This window comes from Bacillus sp. KICET-3 (genome assembly GCF_033261025.1).
GTDB lineage: Bacteria > Bacillota > Bacilli > Bacillales > Bacillaceae > Bacillus > Bacillus sonorensis.
The window spans coordinates 1,753,791-1,776,395 of the sequence record NZ_CP137345.1; the positions used below are offsets into that span (position 1 = coordinate 1,753,791).

Consider the following 22,605-nt stretch of genomic DNA (forward strand, 5'->3'; position numbering starts at 1 on the left):
AAGCCGCCATGGCTTGGGGTTTTTTTATAGAAAATTCCGATGAAAGCGGAGGCGAAAATATAGTGAAACATTTAACCGCAATGAACGAGTTGAGTATTGAGGACATTTTCGGGTTGATAAAAGAGGCGGAAGATCTGAAAAAAGGCAAAGCTCATCACACACTTTCCGGAAGGTTTGCCGCCAACTTGTTCTTTGAGCCGAGTACGAGGACACGCTTCAGCTTTGAAGTCGCAGAAAAAAAACTCGGGATGAATGTTTTGAATCTTGACGGTGTCTCGACAAGCGTCCAAAAAGGGGAATCTTTGTACGATACAGTGCGGACGCTTGAATCGATCGGAGCCGATGTTTGTGTGATCAGGCACTCAGAGGATCATTACTACAAGGACTTGGTTGGCCGCGTCGGCATCCCGGTGGTCAACGCCGGAGACGGCTGCGGCCAGCATCCTACACAATCTCTGCTTGACTTAATGACGATTTACGAAGAATTCAGCAGCTTTAACGGACTGACGATATCGATTCACGGCGATATCAAACATAGCAGAGTGGCCAGATCAAATGCCGAAGTCCTGACAAGGCTCGGCGCAACCGTTCTTTTCTCAGGACCTGACGAGTGGAAGGATAAGGATAATCCGTACGGGACGTATGTGCCGGCAGATGAAGCTGTTGCGAATTCAGATGTCGTGATGCTGCTTCGGATTCAGCATGAACGCCATCAGACGAAAGCGGATGACCGCGATTATTTGCAAACATTCGGTTTGTCTACTGAGCGGGTAAAACGAATGAAAAAGGACGCGATCATCATGCATCCCGCCCCGGTCAACCGCGGCGTCGAGATTGACAGCACGCTGGTGGAATCTGCTCAATCAAGGATTTTCAAACAAATGGAAAACGGCGTCTACATCAGAATGGCGGTTTTAAAACGGGCGCTCGAACAAGGCGAAAATGAAAAAAGGGGAGATCAAGCTTATGTCTTATTTAATTAAAAACGGCTTCATGCTGAATGAAAATGGCGAAACAGTAAAACGGGATATCAGGATTACAGGCGAAGTCATAAGCGAAATCGGAAACATTGAAGCCGCACCGGCTGAATCGGTTATTGATGCAGAGGGGCTGCTCGTCTCCCCGGGGCTTGTCGATCTTCACGTCCATTTCAGAGAGCCTGGCGGAGAAAAAAAGGAGACGATCGAAACGGGTGCAAAAGCGGCGGCAAGAGGCGGGTTTACGACAGTCGCCGCAATGCCGAACACACGCCCGGTTCCCGATACGAAGGAACAGATGGAATGGCTGACAAACCGCATTCGGGAAACGGCTTCTGTAAGGGTACTTCCGTACGCATCGATCACTATTAGACAAATCGGTGAAGAAATGACCGATTTTGAAGGGCTCTCAGCTGCAGGCGCATTCGCCTTCACTGATGATGGCGTCGGCATTCAAAACGCGGGGATGATGTATGAAGCGATGAAAAAGGCGGCGTCTTTAAATAAAGCGATTGTCGCCCATTGTGAAGACAATTCTTTAATCTACGGGGGCAGTGTACACGACGGTGAATTTGCCAAATCCCACGGCTTAAACGGGATTCCTTCCGTATGTGAAGCAGTCCATATCGCAAGGGATGTGCTGCTCGCGGAAGCGGCCGGCTGCCATTATCATGTCTGCCATATCAGCACGAAGGAATCGGTCAGGGCCGTCCGTGATGCCAAAAAAGCGGGAATCCGCGTCACGGCTGAAGTAACGCCGCACCATCTGCTGCTCTGTGACAGCGACATACCCGGACTTAATACAAATTACAAAATGAATCCGCCTCTCAGAAGCGAGGAAGACCGGGAAGCGCTTTTGGAAGGACTGGCTGACGGGACGATTGATTTTATCGCAACTGACCATGCGCCGCATACGGAAGCGGAGAAACAGCAGACCATGAGCCTCGCCCCGTTTGGAATCGTCGGATTGGAAACGGCTTTTCCGCTTCTTTATACGCACTTTGTCAAAAACGGCGAGTGGACATTAAAGCAGCTGCTTGATTATATGACGGTTAAGCCTAGCGAGGCGTTCGGGCTGCCTTATGGAAAACTTGAAGAAGGCCGGCCGGCTGACATTACATTGATCGATCTCGAAAAAGAAGAAAAGATTGATAAAAACAGCTTTCTTTCCAAAGGGAAAAATACGCCGTTTGACGGCATCAGCTGTTTCGGCTGGCCGGTTATGACAATGGCCGGAGGAAAACTCGTTTACAAAGAGGGGAGACTTGTAAAATGAAAAGACGTCTAGTACTTGAAAACGGAACGATATTTGAAGGGAATGCCTTCGGCAGTCTGGAAAACAGCATGGGGGAAGTCGTCTTCAACACCGGAATGACAGGCTATCAGGAAATCCTCTCAGACCCGTCTTACTGCGGACAGATTGTCACCTTAACCTATCCTTTGATCGGAAACTACGGCATTAACAGAGATGACTTTGAATCGATCACGCCTTATGTCAAAGGGTTTATTGTAAAAGAGTTATGTCAACTTCCATCAAACTGGCGTTCGGCATACACGCTTGATGAATATTTAAAAATGAAAAACATTCCGGGCTTATCCGGCATCGATACAAGAAAACTGACAAGAATGATCCGCACGGCGGGTACGCTGAAAGGGGTGTTTGCCGGTCCTGACGAGGATGTGGACGCTTTGGTCAGAAAAATGAAAGAAACAGAGCTTCCGACGGATCAGGTCAGCCGGGTGTCAACGAAAACAGCATATCCGAGTCCTGGAAGGGGGAAACGGATCGTGCTTGTTGATTTCGGCATGAAACACGGCATTTTAAGAGAATTGAATAAGCGCAAATGCGATGTTATCGTGGTGCCCCACAATATCACAGCTGAAGAAGTCATGCAGCTGAAGCCAGACGGGGTCATGCTGTCAAACGGACCGGGGGATCCAAAGGATGTGCCTGAAGCGATCGCCATGATCCAAAACATTCTCGGCAAGGTGCCTTTATTCGGTATCTGCCTCGGACATCAGCTGTTCGCGCTCGCCTGCGGCGCAGAGACCGTCAAAATGAAGTTCGGCCACCGCGGCTCCAATCATCCGGTAAAAGAGCTTAAAACCGGCAGAGTATCGATTACGGCGCAAAATCACGGCTACACGGTATCATCCGTTGAAAATACGCCGCTTGAAGTGACGCACGTGGCGATCAATGACGACACGATTGAAGGGCTGAAACACAAATACATGCCCGCTTTTACCGTTCAGTATCACCCGGAAGCTTCACCGGGACCTGAGGATGCCAACCATTTATTTGACCAATTTCTGCAGATGATTGAAACTACAGAGAAAGAAGGGGAAACGGTATGCCTAAACGCGTAGACATAAAAAAAATCTTGGTGATCGGATCTGGGCCGATTATTATCGGCCAGGCGGCGGAATTTGATTATGCGGGTACACAAGCCTGCCTCGCTTTAAAAGAAGAGGGCTATGAAGTCATTCTTGTCAACTCTAATCCGGCGACGATTATGACCGATACGGAAATGGCGGACAGGGTCTATATCGAACCGCTGACACTCGAGTTTTTAACGCGGATTATCAGAAAAGAGCGGCCAGACGCGATTCTGCCTACCCTTGGCGGCCAGACGGGGCTGAACTTGGCGGTCGAATTGTCAGAGCACGGCATTCTGGCGGAATGCGGCGTTGAAGTGCTAGGCACGAAATTGTCAGCGATTCAAAAGGCGGAGGACCGCGATTTGTTCAGAAGCTTGATGAATGAGCTGAATGAGCCGGTGCCTGAAAGCGATATTATCCATTCTTTAGAAGAGGCGCGCGATTTTGTCGAGCGAATCGGCTTCCCGGTTATCGTCAGACCTGCCTATACGCTTGGCGGAACAGGCGGAGGGATCTGCTCAAACGAAAACGAACTGAAGGAAATCGTGGAGAACGGTTTGAAAATGAGTCCTGTTCACCAATGTCTGCTTGAAAAGAGTATCGCCGGATATAAAGAAATTGAATACGAAGTGATGAGGGATTCAAGCGACCATGCGATTGTCGTCTGCAACATGGAAAACATCGATCCTGTCGGCATCCATACGGGGGACAGCATCGTCGTTGCGCCGAGTCAGACTTTAAGCGACCGCGAATATCAAATGCTCCGCAATGTATCCTTGAAGATCATCCGGGCGCTTGAAATCGAAGGCGGCTGCAATGTGCAGCTGGCGCTTGATCCGGACAGTTTTCAATACTATATCATTGAGGTCAATCCGCGCGTCAGCCGCTCATCGGCGCTTGCCTCAAAGGCGACCGGCTACCCGATTGCGAAGCTTGCCGCCAAAATCGCCGTCGGTCTGTCTCTTGATGAAATGATGAATCCTGTGACAGGAAAAACGTATGCTTCTTTTGAACCGGCGCTGGACTATGTCGTCTCAAAAATCCCGCGCTGGCCGTTTGATAAATTTGAATCGGCAAACCGCAAGCTCGGCACACAGATGAAAGCGACGGGCGAGGTCATGGCGATCGGCAGAACGTGGGAGGAATCGCTCCTGAAAGCCGTCCGCTCACTTGAAGCAGATGTGTACCATCTCGAATTGAAAGACGCTGCAGACATCACGAATGACGTGCTTGAGAAGCGGATCAAAAAAGCGGGCGACGAACGGCTCTTCTACTTGGCGGAAGCGATCAGAAGAGGCTATACCATCAGCCAGCTCCACGAATTTTCAGCGATTGACCTTTTCTTCCTCCATAAGCTGGAGGGCATCATCCGTTTTGAAGAGACGCTGAAAGCGGGACGCGGCGATCTCGGGCTGCTCAAAGAAGCGAAAGAGCTTGGTTTTTCCGACCACTTCATCAGCCGCCTGTGGGCTATGCCTGAAAGACAGCTGTATGAGCTCAGAAGAGAAGCGGGCATGATTCCGGTTTATAAAATGGTGGATACATGCGCGGCCGAGTTTGAATCGGAAACGCCTTATTTCTACAGTACGTATGAAGAAGAAAACGAATCGGAGAGAACCGCGAAAAAGAGCGTGATCGTTCTTGGCTCAGGGCCGATTCGGATCGGCCAGGGGGTTGAGTTTGATTATGCCACAGTGCATTCGGTCTGGGCGATCAAAGAAGCAGGCTATGAAGCGATTATCATTAACAACAACCCTGAGACGGTTTCGACTGACTTCAGTATTTCCGACAAGCTCTATTTTGAACCGCTGACAATTGAAGATGTCATGCATGTCATTGATCTGGAACAGCCGGAAGGCGTCGTCGTCCAGTTCGGCGGCCAGACCGCGATCAACCTCGCCAATGAATTGGCGGAGCGGGGCGTCAACATTCTCGGAACATCGCTCGAAGATTTGGATCGCGCCGAAGACCGCGACAAGTTTGAGCAAACGCTTGAAACACTGAATGTTCCGCAGCCGCTCGGGAAGACGGCGACATCTGTAGACGAGGCCGTTACAATCGCCGGACATATCGGCTACCCTGTGCTTGTGCGTCCATCATATGTTCTCGGCGGACGGGCGATGGAAATCGTCTACCACGAAAACGAGCTTCTCCATTATATGGAACACGCGGTCAAAATCAATCCGCAGCATCCTGTGCTCATCGATAAATATTTGATCGGAAAAGAAATTGAAGTCGATGCGATTTCTGACGGCGAAACGGTCGTCATACCGGGAATCATGGAGCATATCGAACGGGCCGGCGTCCATTCCGGAGACTCAATTGCCGTCTACCCTCCGCAATCGCTCTCAGAAGAGATCAAGAAAAAGATCGAACAGTACACGATTGAGCTTGCGAAAGGGTTAAACATTATCGGACTGCTCAACATTCAATTCGTCCTGTCAAAAGACGAGGTCTATGTCCTGGAAGTGAATCCGCGGTCAAGCCGCACGGTGCCGTTCCTCAGCAAAATCACCGGAATTCCGATGGCGAATCTGGCGACAAAGGTCATTCTCGGCGGAAAGCTTGCAGACTTTGGCTTTACTCAAGGCCTTCAGAAAGAACAGGAAGGCGTCTATGTAAAAGTTCCCGTCTTCTCCTTCGCAAAGCTGAGAAGGGTGGACATCACACTCGGCCCTGAAATGAAATCGACGGGTGAGGTCATGGGGAAAGATACGACATTGGAAAAGGCGCTTTACAAAGGGCTGATTGCCTCAGGCATCCAGATTCCGAACTACGGATCTGTGCTCCTGACCGTCGCTGACAAGGACAAAGAAGAAGGCCTTCATATCGCCAAACGCTTCCATGCCATCGGCTACAACATATTGGCTACGGCAGGTACGGCAGGCTATCTGCGGGAAGCATCCATCCCAGCGAAAACCGTCGGGAAAATCGGCGAGGAAGGCACGAATCTGCTTGACGTCATCCGCAATGGGGAAGCGCAGTTCGTCGTCAATACGCTGACAAAAGGAAAGCAGCCGGCAAGAGACGGGTTCAAAATCAGACGCGAATCCGTCGAAAACGGTGTGGCCTGCCTGACGTCATTAGATACGGCCGAAGCGATTTTACGGGTGCTTGAGAGCATGAGCTTCCGCGCGGATCATATGCCTGCTGCCAACATGGCTCAAGAGGCGGCTGCCGTCAAATGAAAAAGGGATATATGACGGTTCGTTCCAATGATTGCATCGCTGACGGCATTTACCAAATGGTGCTGAAAGGGGAGCTCGCTGAATCGTGCAGCGCCCCCGGCCAGTTCCTTCATTTGAAAGTCGCTGAATCTGTCGCTCCTTTATTACGGCGTCCGATCAGCATCGCCCGGATTGATAGGGACAAACAGGAAATGACGATCATTTTTCGGAAGGATGGAGAAGGAACCCGGCTCCTTTCCTTAAAGGAAAAAGGCGATCTCGTCGATTGCCTCGGCCCTCTGGGAAACGGATTTCCGGCAGACGAGCTCAAATCCGGCGGAACGGCTCTTCTAGTCGGCGGAGGGATCGGCGTCCCCCCTCTCTATGAACTGTCCAAACAGCTGACAAAGCGGGGCGTCCATGTTGTGCATGTGTTGGGGTTTGCGTCAGCCAAAGACGTGTTTTACGAGCGGGAATTTGCCGAGTACGGCCCTGTATATATTGCCACAGCGGACGGCACCCATGGGGAGAAAGGATTTGTCACCGATGTCATCGAGGCAAAAGGCCTTCAATTTGACTATCTGCTCGCCTGCGGCCCGACCCCTATGTTAAAGGCTTTGAAAGACCGCTATCCCGAAAAAGAGGTTTATTTATCGATGGAAGAGCGGATGGGCTGCGGAATCGGCGCCTGTTTTGCCTGTGTATGCCATACGGATCAAAGTGAAAAACCGTATGTAAAAGTTTGTCTGGACGGACCTGTTTTCAAAGCGCAGGAGGTGCTTTTGTAATGCTTGACGTAAATTTGCCCGGCCTCAAATTAAAAAATCCGATCATGCCGGCATCCGGATGCTTTGGTTTTGGAAAAGAGTTTGCAAACCTTTATGATCTTTCATGCCTCGGGGCGATCATGATCAAAGCGACAACGAGCGAGCCCCGCTTCGGGAATCCGACGCCAAGGGTCGCAGAAACACAAGCGGGCATGCTCAATGCGATCGGATTGCAGAATCCCGGTCTTCAGGCTGTCATGGAGCACGAGCTTCCGTGGCTGGAACAATTCGATACACCGATTATCGCCAATGTAGCCGGATCACAGCTTGAAGATTATGTGGAGGTTGCCGAAGAAATCAGCAAAGCTCCGAATGTCCACGCGCTTGAACTGAATATTTCCTGCCCGAATGTCAAAACAGGCGGGATCGCGTTCGGTACACGTCCGGAAATGGCAGCCGAGCTGACAAAGGCTGTTAAACAAGTGTCCAGCGTTCCGGTCTATGTCAAATTGTCTCCAAATGTCGCCAATATCACTGACATCGCCTTAGCCATTGAAGAAGCGGGGGCAGACGGTTTGACGATGATCAACACGCTGATCGGCATGAGGCTCGATCTGAAAACGGGCAAGCCGATTTTGGCAAATAAGACCGGAGGATTATCTGGCCCGGCCGTAAAACCGGTAGCCATCAGGATGGTTTATGAAGTCAGTCAGGCGGTAGACATCCCGATCATCGGCATGGGCGGCGTTCAGTCTGCGGAAGATGTGCTTGAATTCCTGCTGGCGGGGGCAAGCGCAGTCGCGGTCGGCACTGCCAATTTTGTCAATCCATTCGCCTGCCCGGAGATCATTGAAGAACTGCCGCGCGTTTTAGAAAAATACGGATACGGGTCTTTGACCGAATGCATCGGAAGGAGCTGGAAGCATGAACAATACGCCGCCAATCATCGCGCTTGACTTTGCATCTGCGCCGGAAACATTTGCGTTTTTGAACCGGTTTGACGGAGAGGAGCTTTTTGTGAAAGTCGGGATGGAGCTGTTTTATCAGGAAGGTCCTTCAATTCTTGAACAATTAAAACATAGAAACTGCCGCATTTTCCTTGATTTGAAGTGCCATGACATTCCGACGACCGTATATAAGGCAATGAAAAGGCTGGCGGGGTTTGGCGTCCATCTTGTCAATGTGCACGCTGCAGGCGGAAAACGGATGATGGAAGCCGCTCTTGAAGGTCTTGAGGCGGGGACGTCCGCCGGACAAAAACGTCCGTCATTAATCGCCGTAACACAGCTGACGAGCACATCTCCGGAAATGCTTCATGAGGAGCTCCTGATCAAAACGCCGCTTGCGGAAACCGTTCTTCACTACAGCAGGTTCGCAGAGGAAAGCGGGCTGGACGGCGTTGTCTGTTCCGTCCATGAAGCAGAGCGCATCTATCAGGAGGTATCTCCGTCGTTTCTGACTGTGACGCCTGGAATCCGGTTGGCTGATGATCAGAAAAACGACCAGGTCAGAGTAGCGACCCCGGCCGATGCAAAGGAAAAAGGCGTGTCGGCGATCGTTGTCGGCCGTTCTATCACCAAAGCTGAGGATCCGGTTGCTGCATATCAGAAAATAGTACGGGAATGGAAGGGGATCAAAGCATGAAAACAGAAATTGCAAGCCATCTTTTAGCGATCAAGGCGGTTTTCCTGCGGCCGAACGAGCCGTTTACATGGGCGAGCGGCATGCTGTCGCCGATTTACTGTGACAACCGTTTGACGCTGTCATATCCCGAAGTGAGGGATGATATCGCGTCAGGCCTCGCCGGGCTGATAAAAGACAAATTTCCGGAAGCGGAAATGGTCGCAGGCACGGCGACAGCGGGCATACCGCATGCCGCCCTTGCCGCTGACAGGCTCCGTTTGCCGATGTGCTATGTCAGAAGCAAACCGAAAGCGCACGGAAAAGGAAATCAAATTGAGGGGACGGTCAAGAACGGACAGAAAGTCGTTGTTATTGAAGATTTAATCTCGACGGGCGGAAGCGTGCTTGAAGCGGTTTCCGCTCTAAAAAAGGCCGGCTGCGATGTCCTCGGCGTCGCCGCCATCTTCACATACGGTCTTCCGAAAGCGGACATCGCCTTTAAGAATGCGGATGTCGAGTATCACACCCTGACCGATTACGATACATTGACGGAAACCGCGCTTGCCGGAGGATACATCAGTGAAGCCGATGCCGGAAAACTGAAAGAGTGGAAAGCAAATCCCGAGTCGAGAGCTTGGATTGAAAAATAAGAAAGCCGTCTCCCTTTTTAAGGGAACGGCTTTTTTAATTTGATGAAACCGCGGTTTTTCTGTTTTTTTCATGCTTTTGACCGGTTGAAATATAGTAAAATAGCATCATTTTTATTTTTCATTAATCCTATAAAAAAAGTCGGGTTGACTTTTGTTCGAATTGTGCTAAAATTTTAAAATAACAAAAGCAGACTTATCAAGAGCGGTGGAGGGACTGGTCCGATGAAACCCGGCAACCTGCGTGCAAGCGCAAGGTGCTACGTCCAGCAAAATGCGCTCATTTTGAGAGATAAGGAATATGTAAAGTTCCTCGTCTTTCTTTCAAATTTGGAAGAAAGATTTTAATTTTTTAGGGCAGAGGAGGAGCTGGCAATGAAAAGAGATGAGCAGCTCGAAAAAGTGATCATCAAAATGAAAGACATGCTGAAAGACATGAATTACGGATCCATCACATTCGTTGTTCAAGATGGAAAGGTCATTCAAATCGAAAAAAATGAAAAAATAAGATTGAAATAGCTGACTAGACAAACTAGAGGCGGTTTTCACAGAAGTTTTTTTCTGCTGGAAGCCGTTTTTTTGTTGGCGAAAAAGGGGGAACCGAAAATATTTACTTACAGTACATGGGAAGAACCAAAAATCGCTTTTCAAGAGGATGATTCATATAAAGGGGCATTATCGGTCCTGAAATGGGCGTACGGCCATTACGGGGATCAGCTCGTATACGCATGCAGCTTCGGAATCGAAGGGATCGTCCTGATTGATTTGATTTATAAGGTGAAAAAGGACGCCGTCATCGTATTTCTTGATACAGGTCTGCATTTTAAAGAAACGTATGACACGATTGAGGCTGTCAAAGAACGATATCCGGGCCTTCAGATTATCATGAAGAAACCGGAGCTTACGGTTGAACAGCAGGCTCAGCAATACGGGGACAAACTGTGGGAGACCAATCCGAATTTCTGCTGTGAAATGAGGAAGGTCATTCCACTCCGCGAGACGCTGTCAGCTTACCCGGCATGGCTGTCAGGGCTGCGCCGCGAGCAATCCGAAGGGCGGAGAAAGACGAACTTTTTAAATAAAGACGAAAAATTCAAGTCTATCAAAGTCTGTCCGCTCATCCATTGGACATGGAAGGATATTTGGAGATATGTGACAAAACACGATCTGCCGTACAACCCGCTCCATGACAAAGGATACCCGAGCATCGGCTGCGCGCCGTGCACCTCTCCGGCTTTTACGATAGACGATCTCCGCTCCGGCCGCTGGAATGGATCAAATAAAACAGAATGCGGATTACACGAGTAAGGAGATGAGTTATGGAACTTGCCGCCATTTTATTTAGCATGTTTTTTGCGATGAACATCGGAGCGAGCGGTGCAGCGGCTTCCATGGGCATCGCCTACGGATCTGAAGCGGTGAAAAAAAAGCTTCACGCGCTCTTGATCTGTGCGGCCGGCGTTCTCTCCGGAGCCGTCATCGGCGGGGGGAACGTCGTGAAAACGATTAGTTCGGGCATCATTCCCGAGCGGGTGATTTCGCTTGAAATCGTCTGCATTATCATCGGGTCCGCCGCCTTGTCGCTTTTTATCGCAAATGTTCTCGGCATCCCGCTTTCAACGAGTGAAGTGACAGTCGGATCTGTCGTCGGAGTAGGTGTCGCATATCAAGTTTTGTTTGTCAAATCTTTGTTTGTCATCGTCCTGTTCTGGGTAGTCGTTCCGGTCGCAGCTTTTTCTTTTACCTTTGCCATGGCAAAGTTTATGAAGAAAACAATAAAGCGCCGCGCTGCGGGGAACAAAGCGAAGATTTTGACGGTTCTGCTGTTAATCAGCGGATTTTTTGAGGCTTTTTCAGCGGGAATGAACAATGTCGCGAACGCTGTCGGCCCTTTGGTGGCGGCACATGTTTTGACAGTCGGGGAAGGAACGCTGTACGGCGGACTGTTTGTCGCGCTCGGCGCCCTTTTATTGGGCCGCCGCGTTCTTGAAACAAACGGCAAAAAGATTACCAGATTTTCAAAAGGAGAAGGAATCCTTCTTTCAAGCACGGGAGCCGGGCTTGTCATTCTCAGTTCCATGTTCGGCCTTCCCGTTCCGCTCGCACAGGTGACATCATCGTCTATTATCGGGATGGGCATGGCGAAAAACGGCGGCAATGTTTTTCATAAACAGGTGGTCAAAACGATGCTGAAAGTGTGGATCGTATCGCCGTTCCTTTCATTAAGCCTGTCTTATATGCTGGTCAGCCTTTTATTAAAAGGAGACTATTATGCTCTCATCGTCGTTACGAGCGTTCTTTTGGCATCTGTCGGGACGATCAGCCTGGTGAGGGCAGTGAAAAAAGAACATAGCTCCGTCCATGAACAGGGCGGGGGAATTTAAACATCTAGTAGGGGGAAATAATGTTATGAGTTTAGCGCCACACGGCGGTGTATTGGTTATCCGCGTCAATGAAGCATATGATGTTCAACATATCGCACTGGAAATCGAACTTGATTTGATCGCTTTTGCCGATTTGGAGCTGGTTGGAATCGGTGCATACAGCCCGATCCAAGGCTTTTTAACAGAAAAAGACTACCTATCAGTCGTTGAAAATATGAGACTTGCAGGCGGTCAAGTCTGGACGCTTCCGATCAGCCTTCCCGTCAACGAACGAAAAGCCGCCGAGCTAAAAATCGGCGATACCGTCCGTCTCACATATCAAGGGGAAACATACGGGGTCATTGACATCGAAGACATCTATACGCCCGACAAGAAAAAAGAAGCGGTCAACGTCTATAAAACCGATGATCTCAACCATCCGGGCGTAAAAAAATTGTTTGAACGGGGAAACGTCTATGTCGGCGGCCCGATTACACTCATCAAACGCAGCGAAAAACAGTTTCCCGCTCATACGTTCGAACCGGCGGAGACAAGACGGAAGTTTGCCGAGCTCGGCTGGAAAACGATTGTCGGATTCCAAACCCGGAATCCGGTGCACAGAGCGCATGAATACATCCAAAAAACCGCGCTGGAAACCGTCGACGGACTTTTCCTCAACCCGTTAGTCGGGGAAACCAAATCAGACGATATTCCGGCAGACGTCCGGATGGAAAGCTATCAAGTGCTTCTTGACGGATACTACCCGAAAGACCGCGTCTTCCTCGGCGTCTTTCCGGCAGCCATGCGCTATGCAGGCCCGAAAGAGGCGATCTTCCACGCGCTCGTCAGAAAAAATTACGGCTGTACCCATTTCATCGTTGGAAGAGATCATGCGGGAGTCGGCGATTATTATGGAACATATGAGGCACAGGAGCTGTTCGATCAATTCACACCTGAAGAAATCGGCATCACGCCGCTGAAATTTGAACACAGCTTTTACTGCAATGTATGCGGCTCGATGGCGACGGCGAAAACATGCCCTCACGACAAAGAACACCATGTCATTTTGTCCGGCACAAAGGTACGGGGAATGCTGAGAAACGGCGAATTCCCGCCAAGCACATTCAGCCGTCCTGAGGTCATTCAAACATTAATCAAAGGCTTAGCGGCCGGAGTTTCTTAAAAAAGGGGGGAGACTGTTGGTGAATAAAGACATCGTTTGGCATGAAGCATCCATTACAAAACAGGAATATCACGAAAAAAACAAGCATAAAAGCTCGATCATTTGGCTGACGGGTTTAAGCGGATCGGGGAAATCGACAATTGCCAACGCAGCCGCCCGCCAACTGTTTGAAGAAGGCTTTCAGGTCACAGTGCTTGACGGTGATAATGTCAGACACGGCCTGAACAAAGATCTCGGTTTTTCCGATGCGGACCGTAAAGAAAACATCCGCCGGATCGGCGAAGTCGCCAAGCTGTTCGTCGAACAGGGCACGATCGTGATTACGGCGTTTATTTCTCCTTTTAAAGAAGACCGCGATCTGGTCAGACAGCTCGTCGAGAAAAACGAGTTCCATGAAGTGTATGTCAAATGTGATTTGGCAACGTGTGAGCAAAGAGATCCGAAGGGCTTGTACAAAAAAGCGAGAAACGGAGAAATTCCATTTTTCACGGGAATCGATTCACCATACGAAGAACCGGAAGCGCCTGAACTCGTACTCGATACGGGGAGTCATGACCGGAACGAGTGCAAAGACCGGCTCGTCGAATATGTGAAAGCGCAAGCGAAATAAAAACCGAAAACGCGTGAATAGGAAAGTGCAGCAGATGCACTTTCCTATTTCATAAAGAAAACGTTTGGTACCTGTGATATTTTCAACAACCGAACGCTTTCTTTATGATTTATAATGAAGAGAAAAGATTTTGATTCGATCGGGGGAAAGAAACAAAATGGGGAAAGTGTATATCGTTGGGGCAGGTCCTGGAGACCCCGATTTACTGACAATCAAAGCTTTAAAAGCCATCCAAAAAGCCGATGTTATTTTATATGACCGGCTTGTCAATAAACAGATTTTACAGCATGCAAAAGCGGGGGCAGACCTGATCTACTGCGGAAAACTTCCCGATTATCACATGATGAAGCAGGAGATGATCAACCATTTTCTCGTCAAATATGCGAAAAAGGGAAAAACCGTAGTCAGGCTAAAAGGGGGAGATCCTTTCGTGTTCGGCAGAGGCGGCGAGGAAGCTGAAAGCCTCGCAGAGAACGGGATTTCTTTTGAGATCATTCCGGGAATCACCTCGGGGATCGCAGCCGCGGCGTATGCCGGCATTCCCATGACCCACCGGGAGGCGAGCTCAAACGTTGCGTTTGTGACAGGCCACTATAAAGAAGAAGAAGACTTTGAAGAGAAATGGAAAGCGCTGGCGACGGGAATCGATACCCTTGTCATTTATATGGGGATCAAAAACGTCAAGCAAATCGAAAGGCTGTTAATAGAAAACGGCCGCGACCGGTCGACACCGGCGGCTTTCATTCATTGGGGGACGACAAACAAGCAGAAAACGGTGCTTTGCACGGTTGAGTCGCTTGCCGCAACCGTTGAAAATGAAAAAATTTCCAATCCGAGTCTCATCGTCGTTGGTGATGTGGTCAATTTCAGCTCCCGTTTAAACTGGTTTGAAAACGGACTGAAAAATAATGAATTAAGCGAGGCGCTTTAAGATGAAACAAGCGATACTGTATATCGGCCACGGCAGCCGTCTGACAAAAGCCCAAAAAGAAGCAGCCGCATTTTTGGAAAGCTGTAAACAACATATGTCTGCGCCCATTCAGGAAATCTCATTTTTGGAGCTTGCAGAACCTGATATTGAAACGGGATTTAAAGCCTGCGCGGAAAAAGGCGCGACACATATCGCAGCGGTTCCGCTTTTGCTTTTGACCGCCGCACATGCCAAACAAGACATCCCCGAGGAAATCGCGCGAGCGTCTTCGCGATATCCTTCCATCCATGTCACTTACGGCAAACCGATCGGCGTCGATCAGGAAGTCGTCAAAGCCGTTTTCACACGGATTGAAGAAACGGGAGTTCCTTATGAACATGCGAGGGTTGTCCTGATCGGAAGGGGCAGCTCAGATCCGGATGTCAAACGCGACATCACTAAGATCGCCGCCCGCCTCAAAGCGCTCGCACCGGTCGCCGAGGTCATCCCTTGTTTTATGACTGCTTGTGCCCCGAATTATCTCGATGTTTTTGCAGAGCTTAAAGAAAGCGGCGGAAAAACGACTTTCATCGTTCCGTATTTGCTGTTTACCGGGATGCTGATGAACGAGATTAAAAGGGAGACCGAAAAACTGAAGGAAGTCAATCCGGATGTTGTGCTGTCTGAATATCTCGGCTTTCACCCGCATGTCAAAAACGCGTTTTTAAACCGGGTGAAGGAAGCCGTTTGCAATCAAGATCCATCTTTTGTCTTCAAAGGAGCAGCCTATGCTTCCCCTTCACATTAATCTGAGCGGAAAACAGGTCGTCATCGCCGGAGGAGGACGGATCGCGGCAAGGCGGCTGCGGACGGTGCTGGATGAAGGGGCGTCTGTCACCGTCGTCAGCCCGGAAGTATCGGCTGCTATGCTTGAGCTGATTGAAAAACACCGGATTTGCTGGAAGCGGAAAAAAGCGGAGCCGGAAGATGCAGAAGACGCTTTTCTCGTCATTCTCGCCACCGATGATCCCGAGACGAACAAGCGGATAGCCGATTCAGCGCGAGACCGCCAGCTCGTGAATGTCGCGAGTGAGGCGGAGCGCGGGAATGTATACGTACCGAAAATCATCAAAAAAGGAAACATCACCATCAGCGTCTCGACAAACGGCGCAAGCCCGGGCCATGCGATTGAATTGGCCGGGCGGATCGACGGGCTGGTCGATGATCAGCTCGTCCGGGAGATCGATGAGCTTTTCCGAAAAAGAAGAGGCCCGAACCGTTGACGGTTCAGGCCTTTTTACATTCAGCGCGACTTCTTCAGCTTGATGACGAGATCTTCATCAGGCGTCACAAAAACAGTTTGCTGCCGATCATAGGTGACAAACCCTGGCTTAGCCCCATTCGGCTTTTTGACATGGCGTATTTTCGTATAGTCGACAGGAACTGAAGCGGAGTTTTTGGCTTTACTGTAGTAGGCCGCGATCTGGGCCGCTTCAAGGATCGTTTTCTCGTCGGGATCGCTTGATCTAATCACGACGTGTGAGCCCGGGATATCTTTTGTGTGAAGCCAGATGTCGTCGCGGGCGGCGAACTTCATCGTCAAATATTCGTTCTGCTTGTTGTTTTTTCCGACCAAAATCGTCACTCCCGCTGTGGATTCGTACGTTTCAAGGGAAGGTGCCTGCTTCTTTTGTTTTTTCTGGCCGGGCTGCTGTTTGGCGCGCAAATATTTTCCCTCTTGCAGCTCCTCGCGGATTTCGTGCAAATCTTTTGGCGAAGCTGAAGCCAGCTGCTGTATCAGCTGGTCGAAATAAGCGATCTCTTCTTCGGCGAGTCTGATTTGTTCTTTGACGACCTCTACCGAATTTCTCGCTTTCTGATATTTTGTAAAATAGCTTTGGGCGTTTTCAGACGGCGTTTTATTCGGATTGAGCGGAATCGTGACCTCCCCGCCGTTTTCATCATAATAGTTGATGACTTTGGCTGTTTTATCGCCTTTTTTCAGTTGATAAAGGTTTGCCGTCAAAAGCTCTCCGTAAAGCTGGTAGGTCGTGGCGTTTTCTGATTGCTCAAGCGTTTTTTCCAGCTTTTTGATCTTGTTTTCGTTCTTTTTCTTTTCGTTCATGACGAATCGTTCCAAATCATGGGCCTGTTGTTTGACGCGGTCCCTTTCCGCTTTTCCGAAATAATAGCGGTCAAGGAGTCCGCTCAGCGACTCAAATATTCGTTTTTCCCCTTTTATATGCGTCAAATCAAGGAGATAAAAATATTCCTTTCCGTCTTCCGTTACAAGCTGGGGCGCGAATCTCCGCTCTTTGATGTCTGCGAACATCTTCATCAGCGCAGCAGGCAGTGTTGCCCTGTTTGCAAGACCGGCCCGATATACGGCTTCCTTCGCAAACAGCGGGGAAACTCCCGAAAACGTTGCAACAATCTGCCTGTCCAATTTCCCTTCTTGAAAATTCAGGTGGCGGAGAATGTCTTCTTCTTCCGTCTCAAGTGGTGACCGCTTGTTTTGCGCGGGAGGCAGGATGTAATCGTAGCCGGGAAGAACGGTCCGGTAGCTGTTGACCGATGGCGAAAGATGTTTCAGACTGTCAATGATCACGTCTTTTTCCCCGTCAGTCAAGACGATATTGCTGTGCCTTCCCATGATCTCCACCACGAGCTTTCTGATCAGTGTATCACCGACTTCATTTCGGCTTCTGATGTGAAATACCATCACCCTGTCCAAGCCGATCTGTTCAATCTGCTCGACAAAGCCGCCCTCTAAATGCTTCCTGAGCAGCATGCAAAACATCGGCGGAGCGCTCGGATTGTCATATGCTTCCTCTGTGAGATGAACCCGGGCATAACTGGGGTGGGCTGAGAGCAGCAATTTGCGGTTTTTGCCGTTCGCCCTAATGTGAAAGATCAGCTCATGCTTAAACGGCTGGTGGATCTTCGTGATCCGGCCGCCCTGAATGGTTTCGTTCAGTTCTTTAATCATTCCGTATGTGAAAATGCCGTCAAAAGACATATCAAAAACACCCTTTTCTCATTAATCCTCTTCCTCAATTGTCCGTCGAATAATTATAGCATGATTTTGGACGAGTCTGAATAAATTGACTTATAGAGACTCAATTCTCAGAAAGCTTTAAGGGCAGGAGGAGTGGACGATTCAATGAAATGGCACGAGATGGGACAAACCGAATTGCTAAACGTAACAAAAACGTCCATTAGCAAAGGATTAACAGAAAAAGAAGCGGCAAAGCGGCTTGAAAGACATGGTGCAAATGAACTTCTTGAAGGCGAAAAAACCTCGGCATTGGTCTTGTTTTTTTCGCAATTTAAAGATTTCATGGTTCTTGTGCTGCTTGCGGCGACACTCGTTTCCGGTTTTTTGGGTGAATATGTCGATGCGGTAGCCATCATTGCGATTATCTTCGTCAACGGCATCCTCGGGTTTTTCCAGGAAAGAAAGGCGGAAAAATCGCTTCAGGCGCTGAAGGAATTGTCGGCACCGCAAGTGACGGTGCTCCGCGAAGGAAGCTGGATCAAAATTCCTTCAAAAGAACTTGTGCCTGGAGATGTCGTTCGCTTTTCAAGCGGCGACAGGATCGGCGCCGATCTCCGGCTGATCGAGACGAAAAGCCTTGAAATCGAAGAATCGGCTCTTACCGGCGAATCCCTTCCTGTGTCTAAGCACTCGGAACGTTTTCACGCTTCTGATGTCTCATTGGGCGATTTGACGAACATGGCCTTTATGGGAACGCTCGTAACAAGGGGGAGCGGCACCGGAATCGTTATTGGCACGGGGATGAACTCGGCGATGGGAAAGATCGCCGATATGCTAGAATCGGCCGGAAATACAGCAACACCGCTGCAAAGAAGGCTTGAAGAGCTCGGGAAAATCCTGATCATCGCCGCGCTGTTGCTAACACTGCTTGTCGTGGTGGCGGGCGTTGTTCAAGGACATGATGTGTACAGCATGTTTTTAGCCGGGGTTTCCCTTGCCGTCGCCGCCATCCCCGAAGGATTGCCGGCGATTGTCACGGTCGCCCTTTCCCTCGGCGTTCAGAGGATGATCAGGCAAAAGTCGATCGTCAGAAAGCTGCCTGCTGTTGAAACATTGGGATGCGCCTCGATTATTTGCTCTGATAAAACGGGGACGATGACGCAAAACAAAATGACGGTCACCCATGTCTGGTCAGAGGGGAAAACGTGGAATGTGTCGGGCATCGGGTATGATCCGCAAGGCTCCTTCAGTATCAACGGCCGGGACATTCAAATCAAAAACCACAAATCTTTGCAGCAGGTGTTGCTGTTTGGCGCATTGTGCAATTCATCCTCCATCATCGAAGAAGACGGCGAGTTTCGTTTGGATGGCGACCCGACGGAAGGCGCTCTGTTGACGGCCGCAAAAAAAGGCGGATTTACGGACCGGTATGTAGCCGAACACTTTAAGATTGTCGAAGAGTTTCCGTTTGATTCCGCCCGGAAAATGATGTCCGTGATCGCGGAGGACAGAAACGGCAAGCGCTTTGTCATTACAAAGGGCGCCCCCGATGTTTTAATGAAACGTTCTTCAACGATTTTAAACGAAGGCAGGCGTGAGCCGTTTACAAAAGAAAGGCTGGCCGAAACCGGCTCCGTGCTGGAAAAGCTCGCCTCCCAGGCACTGAGGACCATCGCCGTCGCCTATAAACCGATCAAGGAGACGGGAAATCTTACGCTTGAAAAAGCGGAGTCGGATTTAACATTTATCGGGCTGTTGGGAATGATTGATCCGCCGCGTCCGGAAGTGAAAAAGGCGATTAAAGAATGCCGCGCCGCCGGAATCAAAACGGTCATGATCACAGGCGATCATGTGACAACGGCAAAGGCGATTGCGAAAGACCTGGGCCTTTTGCCGCGAGGCGGAAAAGTGATAGACGGACAGAGGCTGAATGAGCTCACACAGGAAGAGTTGGCGGAAATCGTTGACGATGTATACGTGTTTGCAAGGGTATCGCCCGAACACAAGCTGAAAATCGTCACCGCCTATCAGGAAAACGGCCATATTGTCGCGATGACCGGAGACGGCGTCAATGATGCGCCTGCCATCAAGCAGGCCGATATCGGCATCGCCATGGGCATCACCGGAACAGACGTCGCCAAGGAAGCTTCGTCACTGATTCTCGTCGATGATAATTTCGCCACCATCAAGTCGGCGATCAAAGAAGGGCGCAACATCTATGAAAATATTAGAAAGTTCATCAGATATTTGCTCGCCTCAAATGTCGGCGAAATTCTGGTCATGCTGTTTGCGATGATGCTTGCCCTGCCGCTGCCGCTTGTTCCGATTCAGATCCTTTGGGTCAACCTTGTGACAGACGGACTGCCTGCCATGGCGCTCGGGATGGATCAGCCGGAAGGCGATGTGATGAAGCGGAAGCCGCGTCATCCGAAAGAGGGGGTCTTTGCCAGGGGTCTGGCCTGGAAGGTCGTATCGCGCGGCTTTTTAATCGGTGCGGCGACGCTCGCGGCGTTCATGTTTATTTACAACCGCAATCCCGATGCGCTTGTATATGCCCAGACCGTCGCTTTTGCAACCCTTGTGCTCGCCCAGCTCATCCATGTGTTTGACTGCCGGAGTGAACGGTCCATTTTCGACCGCAATCCGTTTGAAAATATCTATTTGCTCGGCGCTGTGCTGTCATCGATTTTGCTGATGCTGGTCGTCATTTATTATCCGCCGCTGCAGCCGATCTTCCACACCGTGCCGATTTTAATGGCGGACTGGCTCTTGATTATCGGAATGTCGGCCCTCCCAACTTTTTTGCTTGCCGGGTCACTTTTGACAAGAAAAAAATAGGCTTGTATGATATAATCTTAAAGGTAATAGAGGTTTCTATTGCCTTTTTCACTTATAAAGAATTGGGTGTGTTTTATGATACGGAGTATGACCGGTTTCGGCAGCGCGAGCAAAACGGAGGATGGACTGACAGTGGCTGTTGAGCTGAAATCTGTCAACTATCGGTTTAAAGAAGTGAACGCCCGCATGCCAAGGCCATTGCTCTATTTAGAAGACAAAATAAAGCAGACGATTTTTAAGCATATACAAAGAGGACGGTTGGAGCTGTTCGTTTCTGTTGACGGCGAGGCGCTGGTCAGCCGGAAAATCAAGGTTGACTGGCCGCTGCTTGAGGAATATATGAAGACCGCTGACGAAATGAAGGGCCGCCATAAGCTTTCGGGCGAGATCACGCTTCGCGACGCGCTGCAGTTCGAGCACGTCATCCAAATCGAAGAGGAGCCCGTTCGCCATGAACAGCTTGAACGGGTGCTTCTTGAGGCGGTTGAAGCGGCTGTTCTTGAACTGTGCGGGATGCGCGAAGCGGAGGGGCGGAGGCTTAAAGAAGACTGCCTTCAGCACATCGCCAAGCTTGAAAAGCTGACAGACGACATCGCTGCGCTCGCTCCCGCGGTTGTCGGCCATTACCGCGAACGTCTGGAGGCGAGGCTTGAAGAATGGTCGTCAGACCGTTTGGACGAAAGCCGCCTCCTGACGGAAGTGGCCCTGTTCGCAGACCGTTCTGACATTACCGAGGAAGTGACAAGGCTGAAAAGTCATTTCCGCCAGTTCCGCGATATTTGTGACACTGGCGGCGCTGCCGGGCGCAAGCTCGACTTTCTCGTTCAGGAATTAAACCGCGAAGCCAACACGATCGGCTCAAAGGCAAATGATCACCAAATCACAAAACATGTGGTCGAAATGAAAAGCTCTATTGAAAAAATAAAAGAACAAGTGCAAAATATAGAATAGCGATTGTGCGTATTGTTTACGGACGATCTCATCAGGTTAAACTAGAGACGTCCAAAAATACAGGGGGAACGTATAGGATGACGATTAAACTGATCAATATCGGCTTTGGGAATATCATATCCGCGAATCGGCTCATCTCCATTGTGAGTCCTGAATCCGCGCCTATCAAACGGATGATCCAGGATGCGAGAGACCGCGGCATGCTCATAGATGCTACATATGGAAGAAGAACGCGTGCGGTTGTCATTATGGACAGTGACCATATCATCTTATCTGCCGTCCAGCCTGAGACAGTAGCACAAAGGCTTTCTGTTAAAGAAGAAATCATGGATGAAGGGCAGGGATAAAAAGCTTTATGAATGAAAGAGGATTATTAATCGTTCTCTCCGGCCCTTCAGGCGTCGGTAAAGGGACAGTCAGACAGGCGCTGTTTGCTCAGGAGGACACAAAATTTGAATATTCGATTTCCGTGACGACGAGAAAGCCGAGAGAAGGCGAACGGGACGGAGTCGACTACTTTTTTAAAACGCGTGAAGAGTTTGAAGAAATGATCGAGAACAACAAGCTGCTCGAATGGGCTGAATATGTCGGCAACTACTACGGAACGCCCGTCGACTACGTCGAAAAAACGCTTCAGGAAGGAAAGGACGTTTTTCTTGAAATCGAGGTTCAGGGCGCGCTTCAAGTGAGAAAGGCGTTTCCTGAAGGGCTCTTTATCTTTTTGGCGCCCCCGAGCCTTGCCGAACTGAAAAACCGGATCGTCACAAGGGGGACGGAAACAGAAGCCCTCATTGAAAACCGGATGAAAGCGGCGAAGGAAGAAATCGAATTGATGGACGCCTATGATTATGTTGTCGAAAATGACAGCATCGAGCTTGCTTGCGAAAAAATTAAAGCAATCGTTCTCGCCGAACATTTAAGGCGCGACCGCGTTGCCCCGAGATATAAGAAAATGCTGGAGGTTGAATAACATATGCTAGATCCGTCTATTGACTCTTTAATGAATAAGCTTGATTCAAAATATACGCTTGTGACTGTAGCTGCAAGACGCGCCCGCGAAATGCAGATAAACAAGGATGAACAGATCGAAAATCCGAAGTCGCATAAATTTGTCGGCAGAGCCCTGGAAGAAATCGATGCCGGCCTGCTTACATTTGAAAAGGAAAATCGCTAATAGCCGGAAAAATAGCAA

The 22,605-nt window shown here is 49.7% G+C and carries 22 protein-coding genes and 1 riboswitch; of the genes, 21 read left to right on the plus strand and 1 reads right to left on the minus strand.

What is annotated here, in order from left to right; translation table 11 throughout:
* Positions 1-62 precede the first annotated feature (62 nt).
* The 16 genes from R5H20_RS08875 (at position 63) to R5H20_RS08950 (ending at position 15,909) form a co-directional block, all read left to right on the plus strand.
* Complete coding sequence (locus R5H20_RS08875; protein WP_006638244.1) at positions 63-983, plus strand: aspartate carbamoyltransferase catalytic subunit; 921 nt, start codon at positions 63-65, stop codon at positions 981-983.
* Positions 967-2,253, plus strand: coding sequence for a dihydroorotase (locus tag R5H20_RS08880; RefSeq protein WP_006638243.1), 1,287 nt, complete (start codon positions 967-969; stop codon positions 2,251-2,253). The genes R5H20_RS08875 and R5H20_RS08880 overlap by 17 nt, the downstream gene beginning before the upstream one ends.
* Positions 2,250-3,344, plus strand: a complete 1,095-nt coding sequence (locus R5H20_RS08885) for a carbamoyl phosphate synthase small subunit (protein ID WP_006638242.1) — start codon at positions 2,250-2,252, stop codon at positions 3,342-3,344. The genes R5H20_RS08880 and R5H20_RS08885 overlap by 4 nt, the downstream gene beginning before the upstream one ends.
* The gene (gene carB, locus R5H20_RS08890; RefSeq protein WP_006638241.1) at positions 3,329-6,544 is read left to right on the plus strand and encodes a carbamoyl-phosphate synthase large subunit; all 3,216 of its coding nucleotides are present in this window, start codon (positions 3,329-3,331) and stop codon (positions 6,542-6,544) included. Before R5H20_RS08885 ends, carB begins: the two co-directional genes overlap by 16 nt.
* The gene (locus R5H20_RS08895; protein ID WP_006638240.1) at positions 6,541-7,311 is read left to right on the plus strand and encodes a dihydroorotate dehydrogenase electron transfer subunit; all 771 of its coding nucleotides are present in this window, start codon (positions 6,541-6,543) and stop codon (positions 7,309-7,311) included. Before carB ends, R5H20_RS08895 begins: the two co-directional genes overlap by 4 nt.
* Complete coding sequence (locus R5H20_RS08900; RefSeq protein WP_006638239.1) at positions 7,311-8,246, plus strand: dihydroorotate dehydrogenase; 936 nt, start codon at positions 7,311-7,313, stop codon at positions 8,244-8,246. Before R5H20_RS08895 ends, R5H20_RS08900 begins: the two co-directional genes overlap by 1 nt.
* Positions 8,215-8,934 (plus strand): orotidine-5'-phosphate decarboxylase, encoded by a 720-nt coding sequence (pyrF, locus tag R5H20_RS08905; protein ID WP_006638238.1) that lies wholly within the window; start codon positions 8,215-8,217, stop codon positions 8,932-8,934. Before R5H20_RS08900 ends, pyrF begins: the two co-directional genes overlap by 32 nt.
* Positions 8,931-9,563, plus strand: a complete 633-nt coding sequence (gene pyrE, locus R5H20_RS08910; RefSeq protein WP_006638237.1) for an orotate phosphoribosyltransferase — start codon at positions 8,931-8,933, stop codon at positions 9,561-9,563. The genes pyrF and pyrE overlap by 4 nt, the downstream gene beginning before the upstream one ends.
* 190 nt (positions 9,564-9,753) lie before the next feature.
* Positions 9,754-9,859: riboswitch (SAM riboswitch) on the plus strand.
* Positions 9,860-9,974: 115 nt separating this feature from the next.
* Positions 9,975-10,079, plus strand: a complete 105-nt coding sequence (locus tag R5H20_RS08915) for a YezD family protein (protein ID WP_071583799.1) — start codon at positions 9,975-9,977, stop codon at positions 10,077-10,079.
* A gap of 87 nt (positions 10,080-10,166) precedes the next feature.
* Positions 10,167-10,868: a phosphoadenylyl-sulfate reductase gene (locus tag R5H20_RS08920; protein ID WP_040348351.1), complete on the plus strand. Its 702-nt coding sequence runs from the start codon at positions 10,167-10,169 to the stop codon at positions 10,866-10,868.
* An 11-nt stretch (positions 10,869-10,879) separates the two neighbouring features.
* Entirely contained in the window at positions 10,880-11,944 is a 1,065-nt protein-coding gene (locus R5H20_RS08925) for a sulfate permease (RefSeq protein WP_006638234.1), read from the plus strand.
* A 25-nt stretch (positions 11,945-11,969) separates the two neighbouring features.
* Positions 11,970-13,106 (plus strand): sulfate adenylyltransferase, encoded by a 1,137-nt coding sequence (gene sat, locus R5H20_RS08930; RefSeq protein WP_006638233.1) that lies wholly within the window; start codon positions 11,970-11,972, stop codon positions 13,104-13,106.
* Between the two features lie 16 nt (positions 13,107-13,122).
* The gene (cysC, locus tag R5H20_RS08935; protein WP_029418522.1) at positions 13,123-13,716 is read left to right on the plus strand and encodes an adenylyl-sulfate kinase; all 594 of its coding nucleotides are present in this window, start codon (positions 13,123-13,125) and stop codon (positions 13,714-13,716) included.
* A gap of 157 nt (positions 13,717-13,873) precedes the next feature.
* Positions 13,874-14,647 (plus strand): uroporphyrinogen-III C-methyltransferase, encoded by a 774-nt coding sequence (cobA, locus tag R5H20_RS08940; RefSeq protein WP_006638231.1) that lies wholly within the window; start codon positions 13,874-13,876, stop codon positions 14,645-14,647.
* Between the two features lies 1 nt (position 14,648).
* Positions 14,649-15,434: a sirohydrochlorin chelatase gene (locus R5H20_RS08945; protein ID WP_006638230.1), complete on the plus strand. Its 786-nt coding sequence runs from the start codon at positions 14,649-14,651 to the stop codon at positions 15,432-15,434.
* A complete protein-coding gene (locus R5H20_RS08950; protein ID WP_006638229.1) occupies positions 15,415-15,909 on the plus strand; it encodes a precorrin-2 dehydrogenase/sirohydrochlorin ferrochelatase family protein in 495 nt (164 codons plus the stop codon). The genes R5H20_RS08945 and R5H20_RS08950 overlap by 20 nt, the downstream gene beginning before the upstream one ends.
* Before the next feature lie 20 nt (positions 15,910-15,929).
* Here the strand turns inward: R5H20_RS08950 and R5H20_RS08955 are convergent, their stop codons facing one another.
* A complete protein-coding gene (locus tag R5H20_RS08955; RefSeq protein ID WP_006638228.1) occupies positions 15,930-17,645 on the minus strand; it encodes an Rqc2 family fibronectin-binding protein in 1,716 nt (571 codons plus the stop codon).
* A gap of 144 nt (positions 17,646-17,789) precedes the next feature.
* Between R5H20_RS08955 and R5H20_RS08960 the strand changes: the two genes are divergently transcribed.
* The 5 genes from R5H20_RS08960 (at position 17,790) to rpoZ (ending at position 22,587) form a co-directional block, all read left to right on the plus strand.
* On the plus strand, positions 17,790-20,462 hold the full coding sequence (locus tag R5H20_RS08960) for a calcium-translocating P-type ATPase, SERCA-type (protein ID WP_006638227.1): 2,673 nt from the start codon (positions 17,790-17,792) through the stop codon (positions 20,460-20,462).
* A 75-nt stretch (positions 20,463-20,537) separates the two neighbouring features.
* Positions 20,538-21,413 (plus strand): YicC/YloC family endoribonuclease, encoded by an 876-nt coding sequence (locus R5H20_RS08965; protein WP_006638226.1) that lies wholly within the window; start codon positions 20,538-20,540, stop codon positions 21,411-21,413.
* Positions 21,414-21,490: 77 nt separating this feature from the next.
* Positions 21,491-21,760: an extracellular matrix/biofilm regulator RemA gene (gene remA / locus R5H20_RS08970; RefSeq protein WP_003181657.1), complete on the plus strand. Its 270-nt coding sequence runs from the start codon at positions 21,491-21,493 to the stop codon at positions 21,758-21,760.
* Between the two features lie 8 nt (positions 21,761-21,768).
* The gene (gene gmk / locus R5H20_RS08975; RefSeq protein WP_006638225.1) at positions 21,769-22,383 is read left to right on the plus strand and encodes a guanylate kinase; all 615 of its coding nucleotides are present in this window, start codon (positions 21,769-21,771) and stop codon (positions 22,381-22,383) included.
* Between the two features lie 3 nt (positions 22,384-22,386).
* Complete coding sequence (gene rpoZ / locus R5H20_RS08980) at positions 22,387-22,587, plus strand: DNA-directed RNA polymerase subunit omega (RefSeq protein ID WP_006638224.1); 201 nt, start codon at positions 22,387-22,389, stop codon at positions 22,585-22,587.
* Positions 22,588-22,605: the final 18 nt, after the last annotated feature.